The sequence below is a fragment of the Streptomyces liliiviolaceus genome (assembly GCF_018070025.1).
Classification (GTDB): domain Bacteria; phylum Actinomycetota; class Actinomycetes; order Streptomycetales; family Streptomycetaceae; genus Streptomyces; species Streptomyces liliiviolaceus.
Window position 1 is genome coordinate 988,989 of sequence record NZ_JAGPYQ010000001.1, and the last position, 17,943, is coordinate 1,006,931.

Annotated in this window: 16 protein-coding genes and 1 riboswitch; of the genes, 8 read left to right on the forward strand and 8 right to left on the reverse strand. The window is 70.6% G+C overall.

What is annotated here, in order from left to right:
* Window positions 1-4 precede the first annotated feature (4 nt).
* On the reverse strand, window positions 5-1,321 hold the full coding sequence (thrC, locus tag J8N05_RS04225; RefSeq protein WP_210881131.1) for a threonine synthase: 1,317 nt from the start codon (window positions 1,319-1,321) through the stop codon (window positions 5-7).
* Window positions 1,322-1,336: 15 nt separating this feature from the next.
* A riboswitch (SAM riboswitch) is annotated at window positions 1,337-1,494 on the reverse strand.
* A gap of 175 nt (window positions 1,495-1,669) precedes the next feature.
* Here thrC and J8N05_RS04230 point away from each other — a divergent pair.
* Window positions 1,670-2,617: a glucosyl-3-phosphoglycerate synthase gene (locus J8N05_RS04230; protein ID WP_210881132.1), complete on the forward strand. Its 948-nt coding sequence runs from the start codon at window positions 1,670-1,672 to the stop codon at window positions 2,615-2,617.
* 213 nt (window positions 2,618-2,830) lie between these two features.
* Window positions 2,831-4,240 carry an alpha,alpha-trehalose-phosphate synthase (UDP-forming) gene (locus J8N05_RS04235; protein WP_210881133.1) on the forward strand — a complete coding sequence of 470 codons (1,410 nt, stop codon included), beginning with the start codon at window positions 2,831-2,833 and terminating at the stop codon, window positions 4,238-4,240.
* 123 nt (window positions 4,241-4,363) lie between these two features.
* Here J8N05_RS04235 and otsB read toward each other — a convergent pair whose 3' ends face one another.
* From otsB to J8N05_RS04250, 3 genes are all read right to left on the reverse strand, one after another.
* Window positions 4,364-5,224, reverse strand: a complete 861-nt coding sequence (gene otsB, locus J8N05_RS04240; protein WP_210881134.1) for a trehalose-phosphatase — start codon at window positions 5,222-5,224, stop codon at window positions 4,364-4,366.
* A gap of 29 nt (window positions 5,225-5,253) precedes the next feature.
* Window positions 5,254-5,493 carry a DUF3263 domain-containing protein gene (locus tag J8N05_RS04245; protein WP_210881135.1) on the reverse strand — a complete coding sequence of 80 codons (240 nt, stop codon included), beginning with the start codon at window positions 5,491-5,493 and terminating at the stop codon, window positions 5,254-5,256.
* Window positions 5,494-5,625: 132 nt separating this feature from the next.
* Window positions 5,626-6,891: an ABC transporter substrate-binding protein gene (locus J8N05_RS04250; protein WP_456339974.1), complete on the reverse strand. Its 1,266-nt coding sequence runs from the start codon at window positions 6,889-6,891 to the stop codon at window positions 5,626-5,628.
* Between the two features lie 182 nt (window positions 6,892-7,073).
* Here J8N05_RS04250 and J8N05_RS04255 point away from each other — a divergent pair, with 182 nt between their 5' ends.
* The 3 genes from J8N05_RS04255 to J8N05_RS04265 all read left to right on the forward strand — a co-directional run bounded on the left by J8N05_RS04255 (window position 7,074) and on the right by J8N05_RS04265 (window position 10,232).
* Window positions 7,074-8,015, forward strand: coding sequence for an ROK family protein (locus J8N05_RS04255; RefSeq protein WP_210881136.1), 942 nt, complete (start codon window positions 7,074-7,076; stop codon window positions 8,013-8,015).
* Window positions 8,012-9,184: an N-acetylglucosamine-6-phosphate deacetylase gene (nagA, locus tag J8N05_RS04260; protein WP_247706140.1), complete on the forward strand. Its 1,173-nt coding sequence runs from the start codon at window positions 8,012-8,014 to the stop codon at window positions 9,182-9,184. The genes J8N05_RS04255 and nagA overlap by 4 nt, the downstream gene beginning before the upstream one ends.
* A gap of 118 nt (window positions 9,185-9,302) precedes the next feature.
* Window positions 9,303-10,232, forward strand: coding sequence for a 1-phosphofructokinase family hexose kinase (locus tag J8N05_RS04265; RefSeq protein ID WP_210881137.1), 930 nt, complete (start codon window positions 9,303-9,305; stop codon window positions 10,230-10,232).
* Between the two features lie 223 nt (window positions 10,233-10,455).
* Here J8N05_RS04265 and J8N05_RS04270 read toward each other — a convergent pair whose 3' ends face one another.
* Window positions 10,456-11,442: a carbohydrate-binding protein gene (locus J8N05_RS04270; RefSeq protein WP_210881138.1), complete on the reverse strand. Its 987-nt coding sequence runs from the start codon at window positions 11,440-11,442 to the stop codon at window positions 10,456-10,458.
* Between the two features lie 118 nt (window positions 11,443-11,560).
* Window positions 11,561-13,261 (reverse strand): diguanylate cyclase CdgB, encoded by a 1,701-nt coding sequence (gene cdgB, locus J8N05_RS04275; protein ID WP_210881139.1) that lies wholly within the window; start codon window positions 13,259-13,261, stop codon window positions 11,561-11,563.
* Window positions 13,262-13,587: 326 nt separating this feature from the next.
* On the opposite strand from cdgB, the gene J8N05_RS04280 reads away from it, so the two are divergent.
* Entirely contained in the window at window positions 13,588-14,151 is a 564-nt protein-coding gene (locus J8N05_RS04280; protein ID WP_210881140.1) for a flavin reductase family protein, read from the forward strand.
* A 284-nt stretch (window positions 14,152-14,435) separates the two neighbouring features.
* Here the strand turns inward: J8N05_RS04280 and arfB are convergent, their stop codons facing one another.
* Complete coding sequence (gene arfB / locus J8N05_RS04285; protein ID WP_210881141.1) at window positions 14,436-14,864, reverse strand: alternative ribosome rescue aminoacyl-tRNA hydrolase ArfB; 429 nt, start codon at window positions 14,862-14,864, stop codon at window positions 14,436-14,438.
* 258 nt (window positions 14,865-15,122) lie between these two features.
* On the opposite strand from arfB, the gene J8N05_RS04290 reads away from it, so the two are divergent.
* Both J8N05_RS04290 and J8N05_RS04295 read left to right on the forward strand, forming a co-directional pair.
* Window positions 15,123-15,698, forward strand: coding sequence for a TerD family protein (locus tag J8N05_RS04290; protein ID WP_210881142.1), 576 nt, complete (start codon window positions 15,123-15,125; stop codon window positions 15,696-15,698).
* 275 nt (window positions 15,699-15,973) lie between these two features.
* Window positions 15,974-16,489 carry a GNAT family N-acetyltransferase gene (locus tag J8N05_RS04295; RefSeq protein WP_210881143.1) on the forward strand — a complete coding sequence of 172 codons (516 nt, stop codon included), beginning with the start codon at window positions 15,974-15,976 and terminating at the stop codon, window positions 16,487-16,489.
* Window positions 16,490-16,508: 19 nt separating this feature from the next.
* Here the strand turns inward: J8N05_RS04295 and J8N05_RS04300 are convergent, their stop codons facing one another.
* Entirely contained in the window at window positions 16,509-17,912 is a 1,404-nt protein-coding gene (locus tag J8N05_RS04300) for a M1 family metallopeptidase (protein ID WP_210881144.1), read from the reverse strand.
* Window positions 17,913-17,943 lie beyond the last annotated feature (31 nt).

A 17,943-nucleotide genomic window follows, 5' to 3' on the forward strand; every position in this document is an offset into this window, starting at 1 on the left:
GCGATCAGGACCCGAGCCCAGCCTCGTGGAAGGAGTCGAGGTTCGGGCGGATGGTCGCGGTCAGCCCCGTGTCGGAGGCGACGGCGTCCAGCGTCTTCAGACCGTCCCCCGTGTTGAGGACGACGGTCGTCAGACTCGGGTCCAGCAGACCGGCCTCGATCAGCTTCTTCGTCACCCCCACCGTCACCCCGCCGGCGGTCTCCGCGAAGATCCCCTCGGTCCGCGCCAGCAGCTTGATCGCGTCGACGACCTGGTCGTCGTTCACGTCCTCCACGGCCCCGCCCGTCCGGCGGGCGATGTCGAGCACGTACGGCCCGTCGGCCGGGTTGCCGATGGCGAGGGACTTCGCGATCGTGTCCGGCTTCTGCGGCCGTACGACGTCGTGCCCGGCCTTGTAGGCGACGGACACCGGCGAACAGCCCTCGGCCTGGGCACCGAAGATCTTGTACGGCTTGTCCTCGACCAGACCGAGCTGGATCAGCTCCTTCAGCCCCTTGTCGATCTTCGTCAGCTGCGAACCGGAGGCGATCGGTACGACCAGCTGGTCCGGCAGCCGCCAGCCGAGCTGCTCACAGATCTCGTACGCCAGGGTCTTGGAGCCCTCCGCGTAGTACGGCCGCAGGTTGACGTTGACGAAGCCCCAGCCCTCGCCGGCCGGGTCGCCGATCAGCTCGGAGCAGAAGCGGTTCACGTCGTCGTAGTTGCCCTCGATGCCGACGAGCTCGCCGCCGTAGACCGCGGCCATGACGACCTTGCCCTGCTCCAGGTCGTGCGGGATGAACACGCAGGAACGGAAGCCGGCCCGCGCGGCGGCGGCGCCCACCGCGCCCGCGAGGTTGCCGGTGGAGGAGCAGGAGAGCGTGGTGAAGCCGAAGGCGCGCGCGGCCTCCAGCGCCTGGGCGACGACACGGTCCTTGAAGGAGTGCGTCGGGTTGCCGGAGTCGTCCTTCACGAAGAGCTTGCCGGCGTCGACGCCCAGCTCACGGGCCAGGTTGTCGGCCTTGACGAGCTTGGTCCAGCCCGGGTTGATGTTCGGCTTGTCCGCCACGTCCGCGGGGACGGGCAGCAGCGGCGCGTACCGCCAGATGTTCGCGGGACCGGCTTCGATCCGCTTGCGGAGTTCCTCGGTGTCGTAACCGGAGAAGTCGTACGCGATCTCCAGCGGGCCGAAACACTCCTCGCAGGCGAAGACCGGACCGAGCGGTACGCGGTGACCGCACTCGCGGCAGGAGAGCGCGGCGGCCGGACCGAGATCGACGGCGTTCGCGGAGTCCGCGGAGGGGGTGGAGTTCGTGGTGCTTGCAACTGTCTGCGCAGCCATGGAGGCGAGGCCCTTTCCTCATCTTCCTCACGACGCACTTCGCCATGAGACGGATTTGGCACCTTCCCGAGCCGGGAGCCTCGCCGCACTGATCGACAATGATCAGGACGAGACCGGCTGGAGGGTTGCCGGGGCTTCAACGGGCCGTATCCCTCTGCCCCTCTGGATGAGCGGTATTTAGTTGTCTACGCAACGACCCCCGACATGCGATGGTCATCAGCGTTGTTCAAGACTGTAACCGACGGCATGGATGGTGGAGAGAGCCGTCCGAACCGCGAGATGACCGTCACACCGGTTTACGTCGCGGCGGGACGCACGCATCCCGATGAACGCAAGGGAGAGCCGCACGTGCTGGAAGACGTCGAGCGCTGGCTGAGCACGCGCTCCTGGTCCGTCGAGGACCGCCCGCTCAAGAAGCTGATCGCCGCGAAGCGGTCCACGGGCTCCACGGTCAGTGTCGTACTGCCCGCGCTCAACGAGGAGGAGACCGTCGGCGAGATCGTCGCCGTGATCCGCCGTGAGCTGATGACCGCGAGAGTGCCGCTCGTCGACGAGATCGTGGTGATCGACTCGGGATCGACGGACCGCACCTCCGAGGTCGCCGCGGCCGCGGGTGCCCGGGTGGTGCACCGGGACGAGATCCTGCCCCGTATCCCGGCCGTCCCCGGCAAGGGCGAGGTGCTGTGGCGCTCGCTGCTCGTCACGCGCGGGGACATCGTGGCCTTCGTCGACGCGGACCTGAAGGAGTTCTCGGCGGACTTCGTCTCCGGGATCGTCGGTCCGCTGCTCACGGATCCGGGGGTCGACCTCGTCAAGGCGATGTACGACCGTCCGCTGGGCTCCGCGTCGGGCCAGGGGGGCCGGGTCACCGAACTCATGGCCCGGCCGCTGCTCAACATGCACTGGCCGCAGCTGGCCGGCTTCGTCCAGCCGCTGGGCGGGGAGTACGCGGCCCGCCGCTCGCTCCTCGAACGGCTTCCGTTCCCCGTCGGGTACGGGGTGGAGCTGGGCATGCTGGTCGACTCGCTGCATCTGGTCGGGCTCGACGCCCTCGCGCAGGTGGACGTGGGCGTCCGCAAGCACCGGCATCAGGACGGGCAGGCGCTCGGGCGGATGTCCGCGGCGATCTATCGGACCGCTCAGCTCCGGCTGGCGCGCGGGCACATGATCCGGCCGTCGTTGACGCAGTTCGTCCGGGGGGAGCGGGGTTTCGAGCCGCGAACGCATTCGGTGGACATGGAGGAACGTCCCCCGATGACCGACATCAGGGAGTACGTGTCGCGCCGCGCGGCTTAGTCGGGAGCCTGCGGGAGCATTGTCGTCCGCGGCCCGGTGGGGGCCGTTCGCGCAGTTCCCCGCGCCCCCATCAGGGGCGCGGGGAACTGCGCAGTCTTTAGGGGCGCGGGGAACTGCGCGGCACGCCCCCACCGGGGGCCAGGTGACCCACGACCTCCCGCCGCGGCCAGGGGGAACGTTTGAGCGGATAGCGCTGCGGCTAGATTTCGAGTCATGGCTCCCACCCACGGCACACACCCCGTCCTCGTCGCGTCCAACCGCGGCCCGGTCTCGTACACCGAGGACGAGTCCGGCGAGCTCACGGCCAAGCGCGGCGGAGGCGGACTCGTGTCGGGCCTCTCCGCCATCGGCCCCGACGCCGGCGCCCTGTGGGTCTGCTCGGCCCTCGGCGACGGCGACCGCGAGGCCGTCCGGCGGGGCGTGGGCGAGGACGGCGTCCGGATGCTCGACATCGACGCCGACACCCACGCCGCCGCGTACAACGGCATCGCGAACTCCGCGCTGTGGTTCGTCCACCACATGCTCTACCAGACCCCCCTGGAACCCGTCTTCGACGCGGAGTTCCGGCGCAAGTGGGCGGCCTACGAGACGTACAACCGGGCCTTCGCCGAGGCACTGGCCGAGGAGGCGGCGGACGGCGCAGCGGTCCTCGTACAGGACTACCACCTGACGCTCGTGCCGCGGATGCTCCGCGAACTCCGTCCCGACCTGCGCATCGGGCATTTCTCGCACACCCCGTGGGCCCCGCCGGACTACTTCCGGCTCCTCCCGGACGACATCGCGGCGAAGGTCCTCGACGGCATCCTCGGCGCCGACCGGGCCGCGTTCCTCACCCGGCGGTGGGCGGACGCGTTCACGCAGTGCTGTCGGGCCGTACTGGGGGACGACTTCGACCCGGACACGCGGATCGGCGTGCACGGCCTCGGCGCCGACGCGGACTTCCTGCGCGAGCGTTCGCACCGCCCGGACGTCGACGAGCGGATGGCCGCGCTGCGCGAGCAGATCGGCACCGCGCCCGACGGCAGCGCCCGGAAGACCGTCGTGCGGGTGGACCGGACCGAGCTCTCCAAGAACATCGTGCGCGGCCTGCTGGCGTACCGGCAGCTGCTGGACGACCGGCCCGAGTGGCGCGAGCGGGTGGTGCACGTGGCGTTCGCGTACCCGTCGCGGCAGGACCTGGCGGTGTACCGCGACTACACGGCCGAGGTGCGGCGGGTCGCCGACGAGATCAACTCCGCGTACGGGACGGCCGGGTGGACGCCGGTCGTGCTGCACGTGAAGGACGACTTCGCGCGCTCGCTCGCGGCGTACCGGCTGGCCGACGTGGCCCTCGTGAACCCCATCCGCGACGGGATGAACCTCGTCGCGAAGGAGGTGCCCGTCGTGTCCGACGACGGGTGCGTGCTGGTGCTGTCGCGGGAGGCGGGGGCGTACGAGGAGTTGGGCGAGGACGCGGTTGTCGTGAACCCGTACGACGTGTCGTCCACCGCGGATGCGTTGCATGAGGCGTTGACCGTGCCTCTTGCTGAGCGGGCCGAGCGGACGAAGCGGTTGGCTGTGGCCGCCACCGCGTTGCCTCCGGCGCAGTGGTTTCTTGACCAGTTGCATGCGCTCGGCTCTTAGGGGCGTTCGCTGACGCGGGGTCGGTTTGGAGCTGCGGGCCGGTGGGGGCCGGTCGCGCAGTTCCCCGCGCCCCTTAAAGGCAAAAGACTGCGCCGTTCCCCGCGCCCCTTTGGGGCTGCGCCCCTAGCGGGGCGGTGCCAAGTGGGTGGCCAGGGCCGTGAGCAGCCTCGTGACGCCCTCCGGGCCGTCCACCACCAGGTCTGCGCGGTCGGCCAGTTCCGTCACCTCTGTGCTGCCGCTGCAGACCAGGAGGCCCGGGATGCCGTCGGAGCGGAGTTTTTCGACGGCGGCGAAGGCCGGCAGGTCGCCGAGGTCGTCGCCGACGTACATGACCGACTCGGCGCCGGCATCGCGCACGTACGCGCCGAGGGCGACGCCCTTGTCCATGCCCGCCGGACGCAACTCCAGCACCAGCCGCCCCGGTTCGACGATCAGGCCGTGCTTCTGGGCCAGCCGGGACAGCGGTTCGCGCAGTGCCTCGAAGGCGGCCTGCGGGTCCTCGGCCCGGCGGGTGTGGACCGCGACGGCCCGGCCCTTCTCCTCGATCCAGCTGCCCTGCCAGGCGCCGATGCCGTCGAGGAAACCGGGCAGTTCGGCGCGGACCGCGGCGACACCGGGGTGCGGCGCGGGGGCCCGGACCGTACCGGTGACCGCGTCCCAGCGCTCCGCCCCGTAGTGGCCGAGCACGACGAGGTGGTCGAGGCCCGGGACCCCGGCGAAACCGCCGTACCGCACGGCGACCGACGCGGGCCTGCCGGTGACGACGGCCACCGACGCGACCTTGGGGGCCAGCGCCGCCAGGGCCGGTACGGCGTCCGGGTGGGCGCGGGCCTGCTCGGGGTCGGGGACGATCGGCGCGAGCGTGCCGTCGAAGTCGAAGGCGAGGACGGCCTTGTGGGGCCGCGCGAGGATCGCGGCGAGGCCGTCTCGGCCCGCCGCGGTCGCGGGGCTCGGCAGCGACGATGGGTCGGGGTGACTGGCCATGCTGCGACCCTATCCGCCGAGGTGGCGTCTTAAGCCTCCCGCTCGCCCCTGCGTACCTCACGGACGCGCCGCAGGCGGTTGACCGTCACCGGGTCGTACGCGAGGGCCCGCTCCGCGTCCAGCAGGGCGTTCAGCAGCTGGTAGTAGCGAACCGGGGCGATCCCCAGCTCCTCACGGACAGCCCGCTCCTTGGCCCCGGGCGACTCCCACCCCCGCCCCTCCAACGCGAGCACGTCCCGTTCCTGCGCGGTCAGCTCCTGGTCACCCATACGCCCAACGCTAACCCCGAAGGGGCGCGGGGAACGGCGCGATCTTTTGTCTTTCAGGGGGCGCAGCCCCCAAGGGGCGCGGGGAACTGCGCGGCCCGCCCCCACCGGACCCGCACCGCCCAACCGACGGAGTCACCCCGCGTTCTGGGCAGCGGCAGCAGCCCGCTGCAACTGCCCCAGCACGGCCCCCGGCTTCCCGTCCGGGCTCACCGCTTCCCCGATCCGCTGCTTGATGTCCGCGCTGACCGCGGCCCAGGACGTCTGCCCCACGGGATACAGCTCGGCGTTGGGCAGCTCGCCGAGGAAGTCGACGAGGTCGGCGTCGTCCTTGTCGAGGGCCATCGCCTCGGACGCGGACGTCGTCACGGGCAGCAGGTCGTACTCGTGGGAGAACTCAAGGACGTTCTCGTCGCTGTACACGTAGTCGAGGAAGTCCCCGATCTGGTCCTTGTGCCCGTTCTTCTTGAACGCCATCATCCAGTCGGCGACACCCATGGTGGCCTTGGAACGCCCCTTCGCGCCGGGCATCGGCACCATGCCGAACTTCACGCCCTTCGCCGCGGCGGCCTTCATCAGCGTCGGGTGGCCGTTCAGCATGCCGACCTCGCCGCGCGTGAACGCCGCGAAGGCGTCCGCCCGGTTGAGCTTCGCGGGCGCGACCGGCCCGGTGAGGCCCTTGTCGACGAGCTCCTCCTTGAGCCAGGTGAAGGTGTCGACGTTCTGCGGGGAGTCGATGCTGTAGGAGCCGACCGTGTCGGTGTACCCGTCACCACCGCTGAGCAGCCACATCAGCGTCTCGGCCTGCGCCTCCTCCGGCCCCAGCGGCAGCGCGTACGGGTACTTCACGCCCTTGGCCTTGAGCGCCGCCGCGTCGGAGGCGAGGTCGCTCCAGCTCTCCGGCGGGGTGAGGCCGGCGTCGGCGAAGAGGGTCTTGTTGTAGAAGAGCAGCCGGGTGGAGGAGGCGAACGGCATGCCGTACTGCGTGCGGTTTATCTCCCCCGCCGCGGACAGCTGCGACACGAAGTCGGCCTGGGTGTCTATGGAGAGCACGTCGCCCGCGCGGTAGAGCTCCCCCGCGGCGGCGTAGTCGGCGTACGCGCCGACCTGCGCCAGGTCGGGCGGGTCGCCCGCGTCGACCATGGCCTTGACCTTGGCGTCCACGTCGTTCCAGGAGTAGACGCTGACCTGGACGTCCACACCGGGGTGCTTCGCCTCATAGGCCTGCGTCAGCTTGTCCCAGTACTTCTGGGAGCTGTTCGCCTTGGAGTCGCCGTAGTCGGCCGCCACGAGTTTCAGCGTGACGTCACCGGACCCGGCGGAACTTCCGCAGCCTCCGAGGGCCGCGGTCACACCCAGTGCGGAAGCCACCGCGATCAGACTTGTCACTCGCCGCTGCACTACAGCCGTCCTCAACCCTGTTCGTCCCATGAGCGCGCCCTGGCGTCCGCGTGCCCAAGTGCCCGCGTACCCCACCGATTCGCTCATGCGATCCCAAACTTTCGAATCGCAATTTTCGCTCTAAGGTCTACACCACGTAAGTGGACTAGACCTCTCACGGGGTAAGGGGCGACACTGTACGTGTGAGACACGTCATCGCCCTGGATGTGGGCGGCACCGGAATGAAGGCCGCCCTCGTGGGGGCGGACGGCGAGCTGCTGCACCAGGCCCGCCGCTCGACGGGCCGGGAGCGCGGCCCGGACTCCGTCGTCGAGTCGATCCTCGCCTTCGCCGCCGACCTGCGCGCGCACGGCGAGGACCACCTCGGCGAGCCCGCGGCGGCCGCGGGCGTCGCCGTCCCCGGCATCGTGGACGCCGACCGCGGCATCGCCGCCTACGCGGCCAACCTCGGCTGGCGCGACGTACCACTGCGCAAGCTGCTCAGCGAGCGGCTGTCCGGGGCGCCGGTCGCCCTCGGCCACGACGTACGCACCGGTGGCCTCGCCGAGGGCCGGATCGGCGCAGGCCGGGGAGCGGACCGCTTCCTGTTCGTACCGCTGGGCACGGGCATCGCCGGCGCGATCGGCATCGACGGCCGGGTGGAGGCGGGCGCGCACGGTTTCGCGGGCGAGATCGGCCATGTCGTCGTACGTCCCGGAGGCGCCCCCTGCCCGTGCGGGCAGCACGGCTGCCTGGAGCGGTACGCGTCGGCGGCCGCGGTCAGCGAGGCGTGGGCCGAGGCCTCCGGCGACCGGGACGCGGACGCGGCGGACTGCGCGAAGGCCGTCGAGTCCGGCGCCCCCCGCGCGCGGGCGGTCTGGCAGGACGCGGTGGACGCGCTCGCGGACGGACTCGTCACCGCGCTCACTCTGCTGGACCCGCGCGTCCTGATCATCGGTGGCGGTCTCGCCGAGGCGGGGGAAACCTTGTTCACACCACTGCGGGCCGCGGTCGAGCGGCGCGTCACCTTCCAGAAACTGCCGTCCATCGTCCCCGCGGCACTCGGAGACACGGCCGGCTGCCTCGGCGCGGGCCTCCTCGCCTGGGACCTGCTGGCCACCACTTCGGAGGTATCCGCCCGATGACCACTGAGCGCATGTCTCCCACCGGCCCGCACATCACGATCCTCACCGGCGCGAACGTAGTCCTCCCCACCGGAACAGTGCACGGCGGACGCCTGATCGTCGACGGCACCCGCATCGCCGGGAGCGCTCCCGAGGGCGCCCCCACCGTGGACCTGCGCGACCACTGGGTGGTCCCCGGCTTCGTCGACATGCACAACCACGGCGGCGGCGGAGCCTCCTTCACCTCGGGCACGGTCGAGGAGATCCTCAAGGGCATCCGCACCCACCGCGCGCACGGCACGACGACCCTCGTCGCCTCCACGGTCACCGGCGACATGGACGGCCTGGCCCAGCGCGCGGGGCTGCTCTCCGAACTGGCCGAGCAGGGCGACATCGCGGGCGTCCACTTCGAGGGCCCGTTCATCTCCCCGTGCCGCAAGGGAGCGCACTCCGAGAAGCTGCTGCGCGACCCCGACCCGTCGGAGGTCCGCAAGCTGATCGACGCGGCGCGCGGCCAGGCCCGGATGGTCACCCTCGCCACCGAACTGCCGGGCGGCATCGACTCCGTACGCCTGCTCGTCGAGCACGGCGTCATCGCGGCGATCGGGCACACGGACGCCACGTACGAGCAGACGGTGGAGGCCATCGACGCGGGCGCGACCGTGGCGACGCACCTGTTCAACGCGATGCCGGTGCTCGGGCACCGCACGCCGGGCCCGATCGCGGCCCTGCTGGAGGACGAGCGGATCACCGTCGAGCTGATCAACGACGGTGTCCATCTCCACCCGGCGTCCCTGCAGTTGGCGTTCCATCACGCGGGCGGTGGGCGGGTGGCGTTCATCACGGACGCGATGGACGCGGCGGGCTTCGGCGACGGCCGCTACATGCTCGGCCCGCTGGAGGTGGAGGTCGCGGACGGTGTGGCGCGGCTGGTGGAGGGCGGCTCGATCGCGGGCTCCACGCTCACCCTGGACCGGGCCTTCAAGCGCGCGGTGACCGTGGACCGGCTGCCCGTCGAGGACGTCGTCGCGGCCATCTCCGCCAATCCGGCACGGCAGTTGGGCCTGTACGACCGGGTGGGTTCGCTGGAGCCGGGCAAGGACGCCGACCTGGTGGTCCTGGACTCCGCCTTCGAGCTCAAGGGTGTGATGCGCCGGGGCGCGTGGCTGGTCGAACCTCGGACCGCCTGAGCCGGGGACTGGGCCGACGGCCGTTGCCTTTGGCATGATCGGACTTTCGGACGAGCACATCCGTGGCATCCGCGCGCGCACCGGGCGAGCGGGTCCGCATCGAGAGAGGCAGGCCCAGGTGATTCTCACGGTCACGCTGAACACCGCTCTCGACATCACGTACCGCGTACGGGAGTTGCGGCCCCACGCGTCCCACCGGGTCGACGAGATGACCGAACGGCCCGGCGGGAAGGGCCTGAACGTGGCCCGGGTGCTCGCGGCCCTCGGCCACGAGGTGACCGTGACGGGCTTCGTGGGCGGCGTCACCGGGCGGGCCCTCCGCGACCGGCTGGCGCGGACGCCGGAGGTCGTCGACGCGCTGGTCCCGGTGAGCGGCTCGACCCGCCGCACGATCGCGGTGGCCGACACGACGACCGGTGACACGACTCAACTCAACGAACCGGGCCCGGAGATCACGCCCGCCGAGTGGGCCGACTTCCAGGAGGCGTACGAGGTTCTGCTGCGGTCCTGCTCCGCGGTGGCCCTGTGCGGCAGCCTGCCGCCCGGGGTGCCGGTCGGGGCGTACGCCCAACTCGTGCGCACGGCTCGGGCGTTGGCGGTTCCGGTGCTGCTCGACACGAGTGGGGAGCCGTTGCGGCGGGGGATCGCGGCCCGCCCCGACGTCGTCAAGCCGAACGCGGACGAACTGGCCGAGCTGACCGGCTCGCACGACCCGTCGCAGGCCACGCGGGACGCGCGGCGGCGCGGGGCGCACGCGGTGGTGGCGTCGCTCGGCGCGGACGGGCTGCTGGCCCGCACGCCCGAGGGCGACTGGCGCGCGGCCCCGCCCCGGCCGGTCCGCGGCAATCCGACGGGCGCCGGGGACTCCGCAGTCGCGGGCCTGCTGTCGGGCCTGGTGGAGAAACTGCCCTGGCCGGACCGCCTGGCCCGAGCGGTCGCGCTGTCCGCGGCGACGGTACTGGCCCCTGTGGCCGGGGAGTTCGACCGCCCAGCCTACGAGGAACTGCTGTCCCGAGTCTCCGTGACGAGCCAGACGACCGCGGCGTAGCGCTCCGCGCGGGTCGTTTCGTCACGTGCCGGCCGGTGGGGGCTGGTCGCGCCGTTCCCCGCGCCCCTAAAAGATGCGCCGTTCCCCGCGCCCCCATCAGGGGCGCGGGGAACGGCGCAATCTTTTGTCTTACAGGGGCGCGGGGAACTGCGCGAACGGCCCCCACCGGACCCGCACCCGAATCCGGACCCCACCACGGCAAGTAGAAAGCCAGAATCAACGCTCAGTTCTTGACCTGCCCGGCCTTCAGCCGAAGCTGGTCGAGGAGCACGTCACAGTCGTCCCCCTCCTGGCAGGAGATGGAGATCGTGTTGGTGCCCTTGGTGAGAGTGGGCCAGGAGTAGGTCTCCGTCCACCCCTTCTCCCACTCGTTCTCCTTGGCCCCCGCGAAGTTCCCGAGGTTCAGCTTGCTGCCGAACTCCTTGCCGTTCACGGTGAGCGTCATCTTGGCGTCCTTGCCGGGGACGCTGTACTTCGTGAAGACGGTGTACGTCCCGGCCTTCGGGATGCCGTTGACGGTCCAGGTGACCTCGGCGCCGACCTGGTTGAGGCCGGTCACGTAGATGCCGCCCGCCGCGCTCGCGCCCTCGATGTCCGAGGCGGTCGTCACACCGGCACCGAGCTTCAGGGCCTTCGCGTCGATGTCGGGCAGCTCGGCCGGCTCCTCGGCCTCCTTGCTGGACGTCTCGCTCGGCTCGGCGCTCTGCCCGGCCGACGCGGTCGGACCGGCGGTGTCGTCGCCGCTCTTGTCGTCGTCCGAGTCCCCGCCCGTCATCGCGATGGCGATGCCGATCACCACGGCCGCGACCACGGCGACGGCGCCGATCAGCAGCCCCTTGGTGTTGGGCCCGCGGCCCCGGCCGCCACCGCCCCGGCCGCCGTGCGTCTGCTGGTGCGTGGTGGACGCGCCGCCGGAGTGGTTCTCGGCCGTGGCGTAGTTCGCGGTCGGCTGGCCGTACTGCCCCTGCTGCCCGTACGTGCCCTGCTGCTGCGGCACCTGCCCGTACTGCGCGGTGGGGGCGGCGGCCTGCGCGGCGGACTGGCCGTACTGGCGCTCTCCGACCGGACGCACCCGGTTGACCGAGCCGGGGTAGCCGTAACCACCACCGCCGCTCGGCGGCTGGGCTCCGGCGGCCTTCCCGTCCTCGTACAGATAGCCGAACGGGTCGTCGTCCTCGGGCGTGCTCGCGCCGTTGTTGCCGGGCGTCATCCCTTGGTCTCCTAGCGGGTGCGGTACAGATGCGGTACGGGGGATCGAAAGGCGAGCCTACCCGGTTCCGATGCCCCAAAAGGGTGACTCAGCTCGCATGACAGCGCTGACCTGCGGATCAGCCCGCACGCCTGTGCGCTTTGGGACGAGAACGTTTCTCTACGTACATCCGCTCGTCAGCGGACTGCAAGACCTCGTCCGCCGTCATGCCGCAGTGTGCCCACCCGATACCGAAGCTGGCACCGACCCGCATGGCCCGTCCGTCGACCCTGATCGGCTGGATTATCTCGTTGCGCAGCCGTACCGCGAGGTCCTCCGCGTCGGCCCGGCCGAGCCCGTCGGCGAGCACCACGAACTCGTCGCCGCCGAGCCGGGCGACCGTGTCGCCGTCGCGCACGGCGCCGCCCAGCCTGCGGGCGACCTCGATCAGCACGTAGTCACCGGCGTTGTGCCCGAAGCGGTCGTTGATCGACTTGAAGCCGTCGAGGTCGCAGAAGAGCACCGCGAGCCCCTTCGTGCCGTCGTCGCGCTCCCCCTCGGGTGTGACGGTGTGCACATGGTGGTCGTACGCGTCCAGGGCGTCCGGGACCGGCCGGTAGTCGAAGCCGTGCCCGTTCACGTCGTAGGCGTTCACGTCGTACCCGTTGGCGCTCGCGTTGCGCGCGGCCACCACTTCGCCGTACGCCGCGTCGATCGTGTCGACCACACCGGGTTCCATCGCCGTGGGGCGGGCGCACAGCCGGGCGGCGAGCCGGGAACGCAGCTCCGCGGAGTTCGGCAGGCCGGTGAGCGAGTCGTGCGAGGCGCGGTGGGCGAGCTGCAGCTCGCGGCGCTTGCGCTCCTCGATGTCCTCGACGTGGGTGAGCAGGAAGCGCGGCCCGTCGGCGGCGTCCGCGACCACGCTGTTGCGCAGCGACACCCACACGTACGTGCCGTCGCGGCGACAGAGCCTCAGCTCGGCGCGCCCGCCCTCGGCGGAGGTCCGCAGCAGGGTGCCGATGTCCTCGGGGTGGACGAGGTCGGAGAACGCGTAGCGGCGCATCGAGGAGGCGGGGCGGCCCAGGAGCCGGCACAGCGCGTCGTTCGTCCGCAGGATCCGGCCGTGCTGGTCGCCGCCCATCTCGGCGACGGCCATGCCGGAGGGCGCGTACTCGAAGGCCTGCCGGAAGCTTTCCTCGCTGGCCCGCAGCGCCTGCTGCTCGCGCTCCAGACGGACCAGCGCGCGCTGCATGTTGGCGCGCAGCCGCGCGTTGCTGATGGCTATGGCGGCCTGGAACGCGTACATCTGCAGGGCCTCGCGGCCCCATGCGCCCGGATGCCGTCCGTTGCGCGGACGGTCCACGGACAGGACGCCTATCAGCTCACCGCAGGAGCCGCTCGGGACGCTCGGGGTGTACATGGGGGCGAAGAGCCGGTCGGCGGGGTGCCACTCGTCCTCGAAACGCGGTTCGGGGCCGTCGGTGTACCACTGCGGGACGTCGTCCTCGTCGAGGACCCAGCCCTCGGTGTGCGGTATGAACCGCAGGTCGCCCCAGGCCTCGCCCATGTTCAGCCGGCGCTCCCAGGATTCGCGGGAGCCCGTGCGGCCGGTGATGAGCGCCTCCGCAGCGGAGTTCCCGGCGAGGGCGGCGACCACCAGGTCGCCGTCGGGCTGGACGAGGTTGACGGCGGCCAGTTCGTAGCCGAGGCCGTTGACGACTCCGTCGGCCACGGTCTGCAGCGTGTCGGCCAGGCTGCGGGCCGTGTTCATGTCCGCCATGACCGTGTGCAGCTGCCGCAGGGTCGCAAGGCGGACGTACGGCTCCGACTCGGTCTCCATTCGCCCTCCCCTCGAAGACCTCGACAGCAACTCCAGGGCTCTCTCCCCGCCTACTCCCTGCCAGCTTCCTCGCCACTGAATCACAGCGCGCTGCCCACTCGGTACACAGGGTCAACAAAATATGGCACCTGTGACTCAAGTCACAGGTGAAGATGAACAATTGAGTAGAGTTTCTGTGTTTTCGCGGTGCGTTTACTGAACGCAAATTTGTGGAACATGTGCGCGCGCCTGGTAAGAGATACGAGTCACACTCCCACTTCAGTCCTAGGACCCGGTTCGGACGATGGTCGGATGTGTCCACCGTCGGCGGAGAATAGCGTCTTCGTGTGCTGAACACTCCCTCTGCCGCTCCGCCCGCCCCGTCCGTGCATGCTGTGGGGGTGAGCAACGACGAGTTCCGCGCGGCCATGTCCCGGCTGGCCGCCGGCGTGGTCCTGGTGACCGCGCACGAGCCGCAGGCCGACCCGGACGGCCCGAGCGGCGAGGACGTCGGCATGACGGCGACCTCCTTCATGTCCGTGTCCCTGGACCCGCCCCTGGTCCTCATCGGCCTGCGCGAGGGCTCCCGCATGGACGACCTGCTCGCCGAACAGCCCCTGTGGGCGGTCTCCCTGCTCGCCGAGGGCCAGAGTTCCGTCGCGAGCCGCTTCGCCATGAAGAACCGCATCTCGGACCGCCTGCTCTTCGCGGACGTGCCGTACGTCCGCGGCAAGGAGTCCGGCGCGCCCCTGCTGGACGGCGCCCTGGCGACCCTGGAGTGCCGCACCGAGCAGCGGGTGACCGCGGGCGACCACACCCTGGTGATCGGCCGCGTCCTGACGTCCTCGCTGCCGAGCGCCGAGGGCGGCCCGCTCACGTATTTCCGGGGCCGCTACCGGCACTTGGACTAGGCCTTTCCCGGTCCCACCGGGGATTCGATCGCGCCCGACCGTGTACGAATGTGAAGCCGGGCATGTGCCCGCTCCACTTTTCTCCGGGCTTTTCTTCCGCCGTCGGAAAACCCGCGCCGGGCGGTACGGGCGGGACGAACAGAGCACTGCCGCCAAAGAAGTACCGGGAGAAGCACTGGAAGAAGCACAGGAAGAGGCGCTGAAAGAAGTACCGGGAGAAGTCCCGGAACAAGTTCCGCACCGGCCCCGGAACAAGTGCCGGACCAGCCCGACACCCCTTTCTCTCACCCCCAGTCGCGCCCGGAACGCCCGCGCTTGGTGTCGCCCCGCTGTTTCTTCTCGCGAAGCCGGCGCTCATTGATTCCGCGCGGAATACGGGTGGCGCGGCGGGCCCTGGGCGGCGGGGCGCTGGCCTCGGCGAGCAGGGAGGCGAGCCGCACGGCAGCCGTCTCCCGGTTGCGCCACTGGGAGCGGTGCTCGGAGGCGCGCACGGCGACGACCCCGTCGACCAGCCGGTCGGCGAGCTTTGCGAGTGCGCGCTCCTTCCACACCGGCGGCAGCGACTGGGTCTTCGCGAGGTCGAAGCGCAGTTCGACCTGCGAGTCGGTCGTGTTGACGTGCTGGCCGCCCGGACCGGAGGAGCGCGAGAAACGCCACATCAGCTCGGCCTCGGGCAGCGAGACGGAGCCACGGATGACGTAAGGACCGGACATGGCCCCATGGTCCCTTGTCTGTCCGGTCCACGTCACCAGCTTTTCGGCACCGGAACGGTCACCGGCCCGCGCCCGCCCCGCGCCCCGGCCCCTCGGGACGCGGCCCCGCCCTCCCAGGTAAAGAAAGTAAAGAGGAGCGGAACCCTGGGGACCCCCATCGGCGTTCTTAGGGATGGCGGTAGCTTCGTCCCGTACGAAGCCCGACGCGCAGCACCGCACGATCCGTTCGCACGAACAACGAGGGAAGGACTCCCAACAATGGCTGTAAGCCTGTCCAAGGGTGGCAACGTCTCGCTCACCAAGGAGGCTCCGGGCCTGACCGCCGTCACCGTGGGCCTCGGCTGGGACGTCCGCTCCACCACGGGAACCGACTTCGACCTGGACGCCTCGGCCATCGCGGTCAACCCCGCGGGCAAGGTCTACTCGGACTCGCACTTCATCTTCTTCAACAACAAGCAGACCCCGGACCAGACGATCGTCCACACGGGCGACAACCGCACGGGTGAGGGCGCCGGCGACGACGAGGCGATCAACGTCAACCTCGCGGGTCTCCCCGCCGACATCGACAAGATCGTCTTCCCGGTCTCGATCTACGACGCCGAGACGCGCTCGCAGAACTTCGGCCAGGTCCGCAACGCGTACATCCGCATCGTGAACCAGGCTGGCGGCACCGAGATCGCCCGCTACGACCTCTCGGAGGACGCGGCCACGGAGACGGCCATGGTCTTCGGCGAGCTGTACCGCAACGGCGCCGAGTGGAAGTTCCGCGCGGTCGGCCAGGGCTACGCGTCCGGCCTGACGGGCATCGCGAAGGACTTCGGCGTCAACGTCTGATCCAGCACGCGCACGACATCCGAGGGGTCCGGTCCGGCTGCAGCCGGACCGGACCCCTCGGTCGCACACGGCCCCCGCACCGGCGCCCCCAAAGAGGCGCGGGCCCGGTCGCACCGGCGCCCCCAAAGGGGCGCGGGGAACTGCGCGCCCAGCCCCCACCGGACCCGCACCCGAATCCACACCCAAATCCGCACCCGAAGCCGACCTCCCCGCACCCCCCACCCCTTCCCCTCACCCCTCCCCGCACCCCCAGCGGAGCGCCTACCCTTCGCGGCGTGATCCTCGAACCGCTGACCCTCACCCCGGACCACGACCTGCCGGGCCCCCTCCTGACCGAACTCACCGCCCTCTACGCCTCGAACCACGCGTTCTACGCCCTCAGCGGTGACTTCCCCGACCCGCACGACATCCGCCCGGAGCAGGTCGCGAAGGCACTGGCGGACGAGCTGGCGAACCCGGACGTGGAGGTCCTCCAGGCCCGCAGCGCCGGACAGCTCGTCGCGATCGCGATCACGCTCGCCCACCACCCGGACCCGGGCGACCCCGACCCGTGGATCGGCCTGCTGCTGGTCGACGCGGCCCACCAGGGCAAGGGCCACGGAAGGCAGCTGGCGGCACGCATCGAGGACCGCTTCCGCGAGGCGGGCCGGGACGCCGTGCGCCTGGCGGCCCTGGACAACAACCCGGGCGCCTTCGCCTTCTGGACGACGATCGGCTACGAGACGATCGGCCACCGCAAGGACCGCCAACTGGGCCGCCCCTGCACGGTCCTACGCAAAATCCTTCGCTAGCCCTGTCGCTGCACGCATCTCAGGGACTCCCGGGCCGCCCCTCCCCGTACAGCCAGTCGTCCCAGATCCCCGAGAAGTCCTCGTCCGGCGCCGCCTTCTCCACGAAGGCGGTGAAGTCGTCCGTGTCCGCGTTGCCGTGCCGCCGCTCGGCGGCCCACCCCCGCACGATGCCGAAGAACACCTCGTCACCGACCGTCTGCCGCACCTTGTGCAGCACCATGGCACCCCGCTCGTACACAGGACTGTCGGAAATCTGCGCGGCCTCGGGCGGCCGGGCGGGCGGAAAGGCCCAGACGGCATCGCTCTCCGCCTCCTTGTCGAAGTAGTCCCCCTCGTACAACGCGTCGAAGACGTCCTGCACGGAGTCCCCGCCGTGGTCCTCGTCCCACAACCACTCGGCGTACGTGGCGAAGCCCTCGTTCAGCCACATGTCGCGCCAGGACTTCGGGGTGACGGAGTTCCCGTACCACTGGTGGACCAGCTCGTGCACGAGGAGTTCCACGCCGGGCGCGCCGGGGAACACGGGCCGGTTCTGGGTCTCCAGGGCGTACTCGGCATCGTCCTCCCGCTCCACGATCGCCCCCGTCGACGAGAACGGATACGGCCCGAAGGTGTCCTCGGCCCACTCCATGACCTCGGGAATGCGATCGAGCACCTCGGCGCTGTCCGCCGCCTGCTCAGGATCCACGGCCACGTAGACGGGCAGCCGCCCAGCCATCGACCGACGGATCTCGAACTCCCCCACCGCCACGGTCACCACGTAAGAGGCCACAGGCTCCGCAACCCGCCACTCGAAGACAGCCCGCCCATCCTTGACCGTCCGCTTCCGCAACTCCCCGACGGAAACGACCTCCAGCCCTTCGGGCACCTCGACGACGATGTCGTACGAGGCCTTGTCACTCGGATGATGGTTCCCGGGAAACCACGCCATGGACCCGGTGGGCTCCCCCAGCCCCAGAGCCCCGTCCTCGGTGGGCAGCCACCCCTCCTCGGACCCGTCCGGATCGGTGATGACCTCCGGCACGCCCTCGTAGCGCACCACCGCCACGAAGGAGTCACCGCCGTCGAGATCCTTACGCGGCCGAACGGTCAACTCATGATCACCACTGCGGTTGAACCGAGCGGGCTCCCCGTCCACCTCGACCGACCCGACCCCCATCCCCTTGAGATCAAGGTTGAACGCGCTGAGGTCCTTCTCCGCCCGAGCCCGGATCTCCGCCTTCCCCACCAGCCGCCGGGACTTCGGTTCGTAGTCGAGCGTGAGCCCGTAATGGATCACGTCGTACCCCCCGTTCCCGGCCTTGGGAAAGTACGGATCCCCCACCCCGGAACCCCCCGCGACACCCCCCACACCCCCGTCACAACCAGTGAGCAGGCACACCAGCAGAACCGCGACGGAACCAAAGGCAACAGACCGGGGCATGGGGGCGATCCTAGAACGGCGTGACACCATC

Coding starts and splice junctions, on each gene's coding strand:
- thrC (WP_210881131.1), bottom strand. CDS start 1,321: ATGGCTGCGCAGACAGTTGCAAGCACCACGAACTCCACCCCCTCCGCG.
- J8N05_RS04235 (WP_210881133.1), top strand. CDS start 2,831: ATGGCTCCCACCCACGGCACACACCCCGTCCTCGTCGCGTCCAACCGC.
- otsB (WP_210881134.1), bottom strand. CDS start 5,224: ATGGCCAGTCACCCCGACCCATCGTCGCTGCCGAGCCCCGCGACCGCG.
- J8N05_RS04245 (WP_210881135.1), bottom strand. CDS start 5,493: ATGGGTGACCAGGAGCTGACCGCGCAGGAACGGGACGTGCTCGCGTTG.
- nagA (WP_247706140.1), top strand. CDS start 8,012: ATGACCACTGAGCGCATGTCTCCCACCGGCCCGCACATCACGATCCTC.
- J8N05_RS04270 (WP_210881138.1), bottom strand. CDS start 11,442: ATGACGCCCGGCAACAACGGCGCGAGCACGCCCGAGGACGACGACCCG.
- cdgB (WP_210881139.1), bottom strand. CDS start 13,261: ATGGAGACCGAGTCGGAGCCGTACGTCCGCCTTGCGACCCTGCGGCAG.
- arfB (WP_210881141.1), bottom strand. CDS start 14,864: ATGTCCGGTCCTTACGTCATCCGTGGCTCCGTCTCGCTGCCCGAGGCC.
- J8N05_RS04290 (WP_210881142.1), top strand. CDS start 15,123: ATGGCTGTAAGCCTGTCCAAGGGTGGCAACGTCTCGCTCACCAAGGAG.
- J8N05_RS04300 (WP_210881144.1), bottom strand. CDS start 17,912: ATGCCCCGGTCTGTTGCCTTTGGTTCCGTCGCGGTTCTGCTGGTGTGC.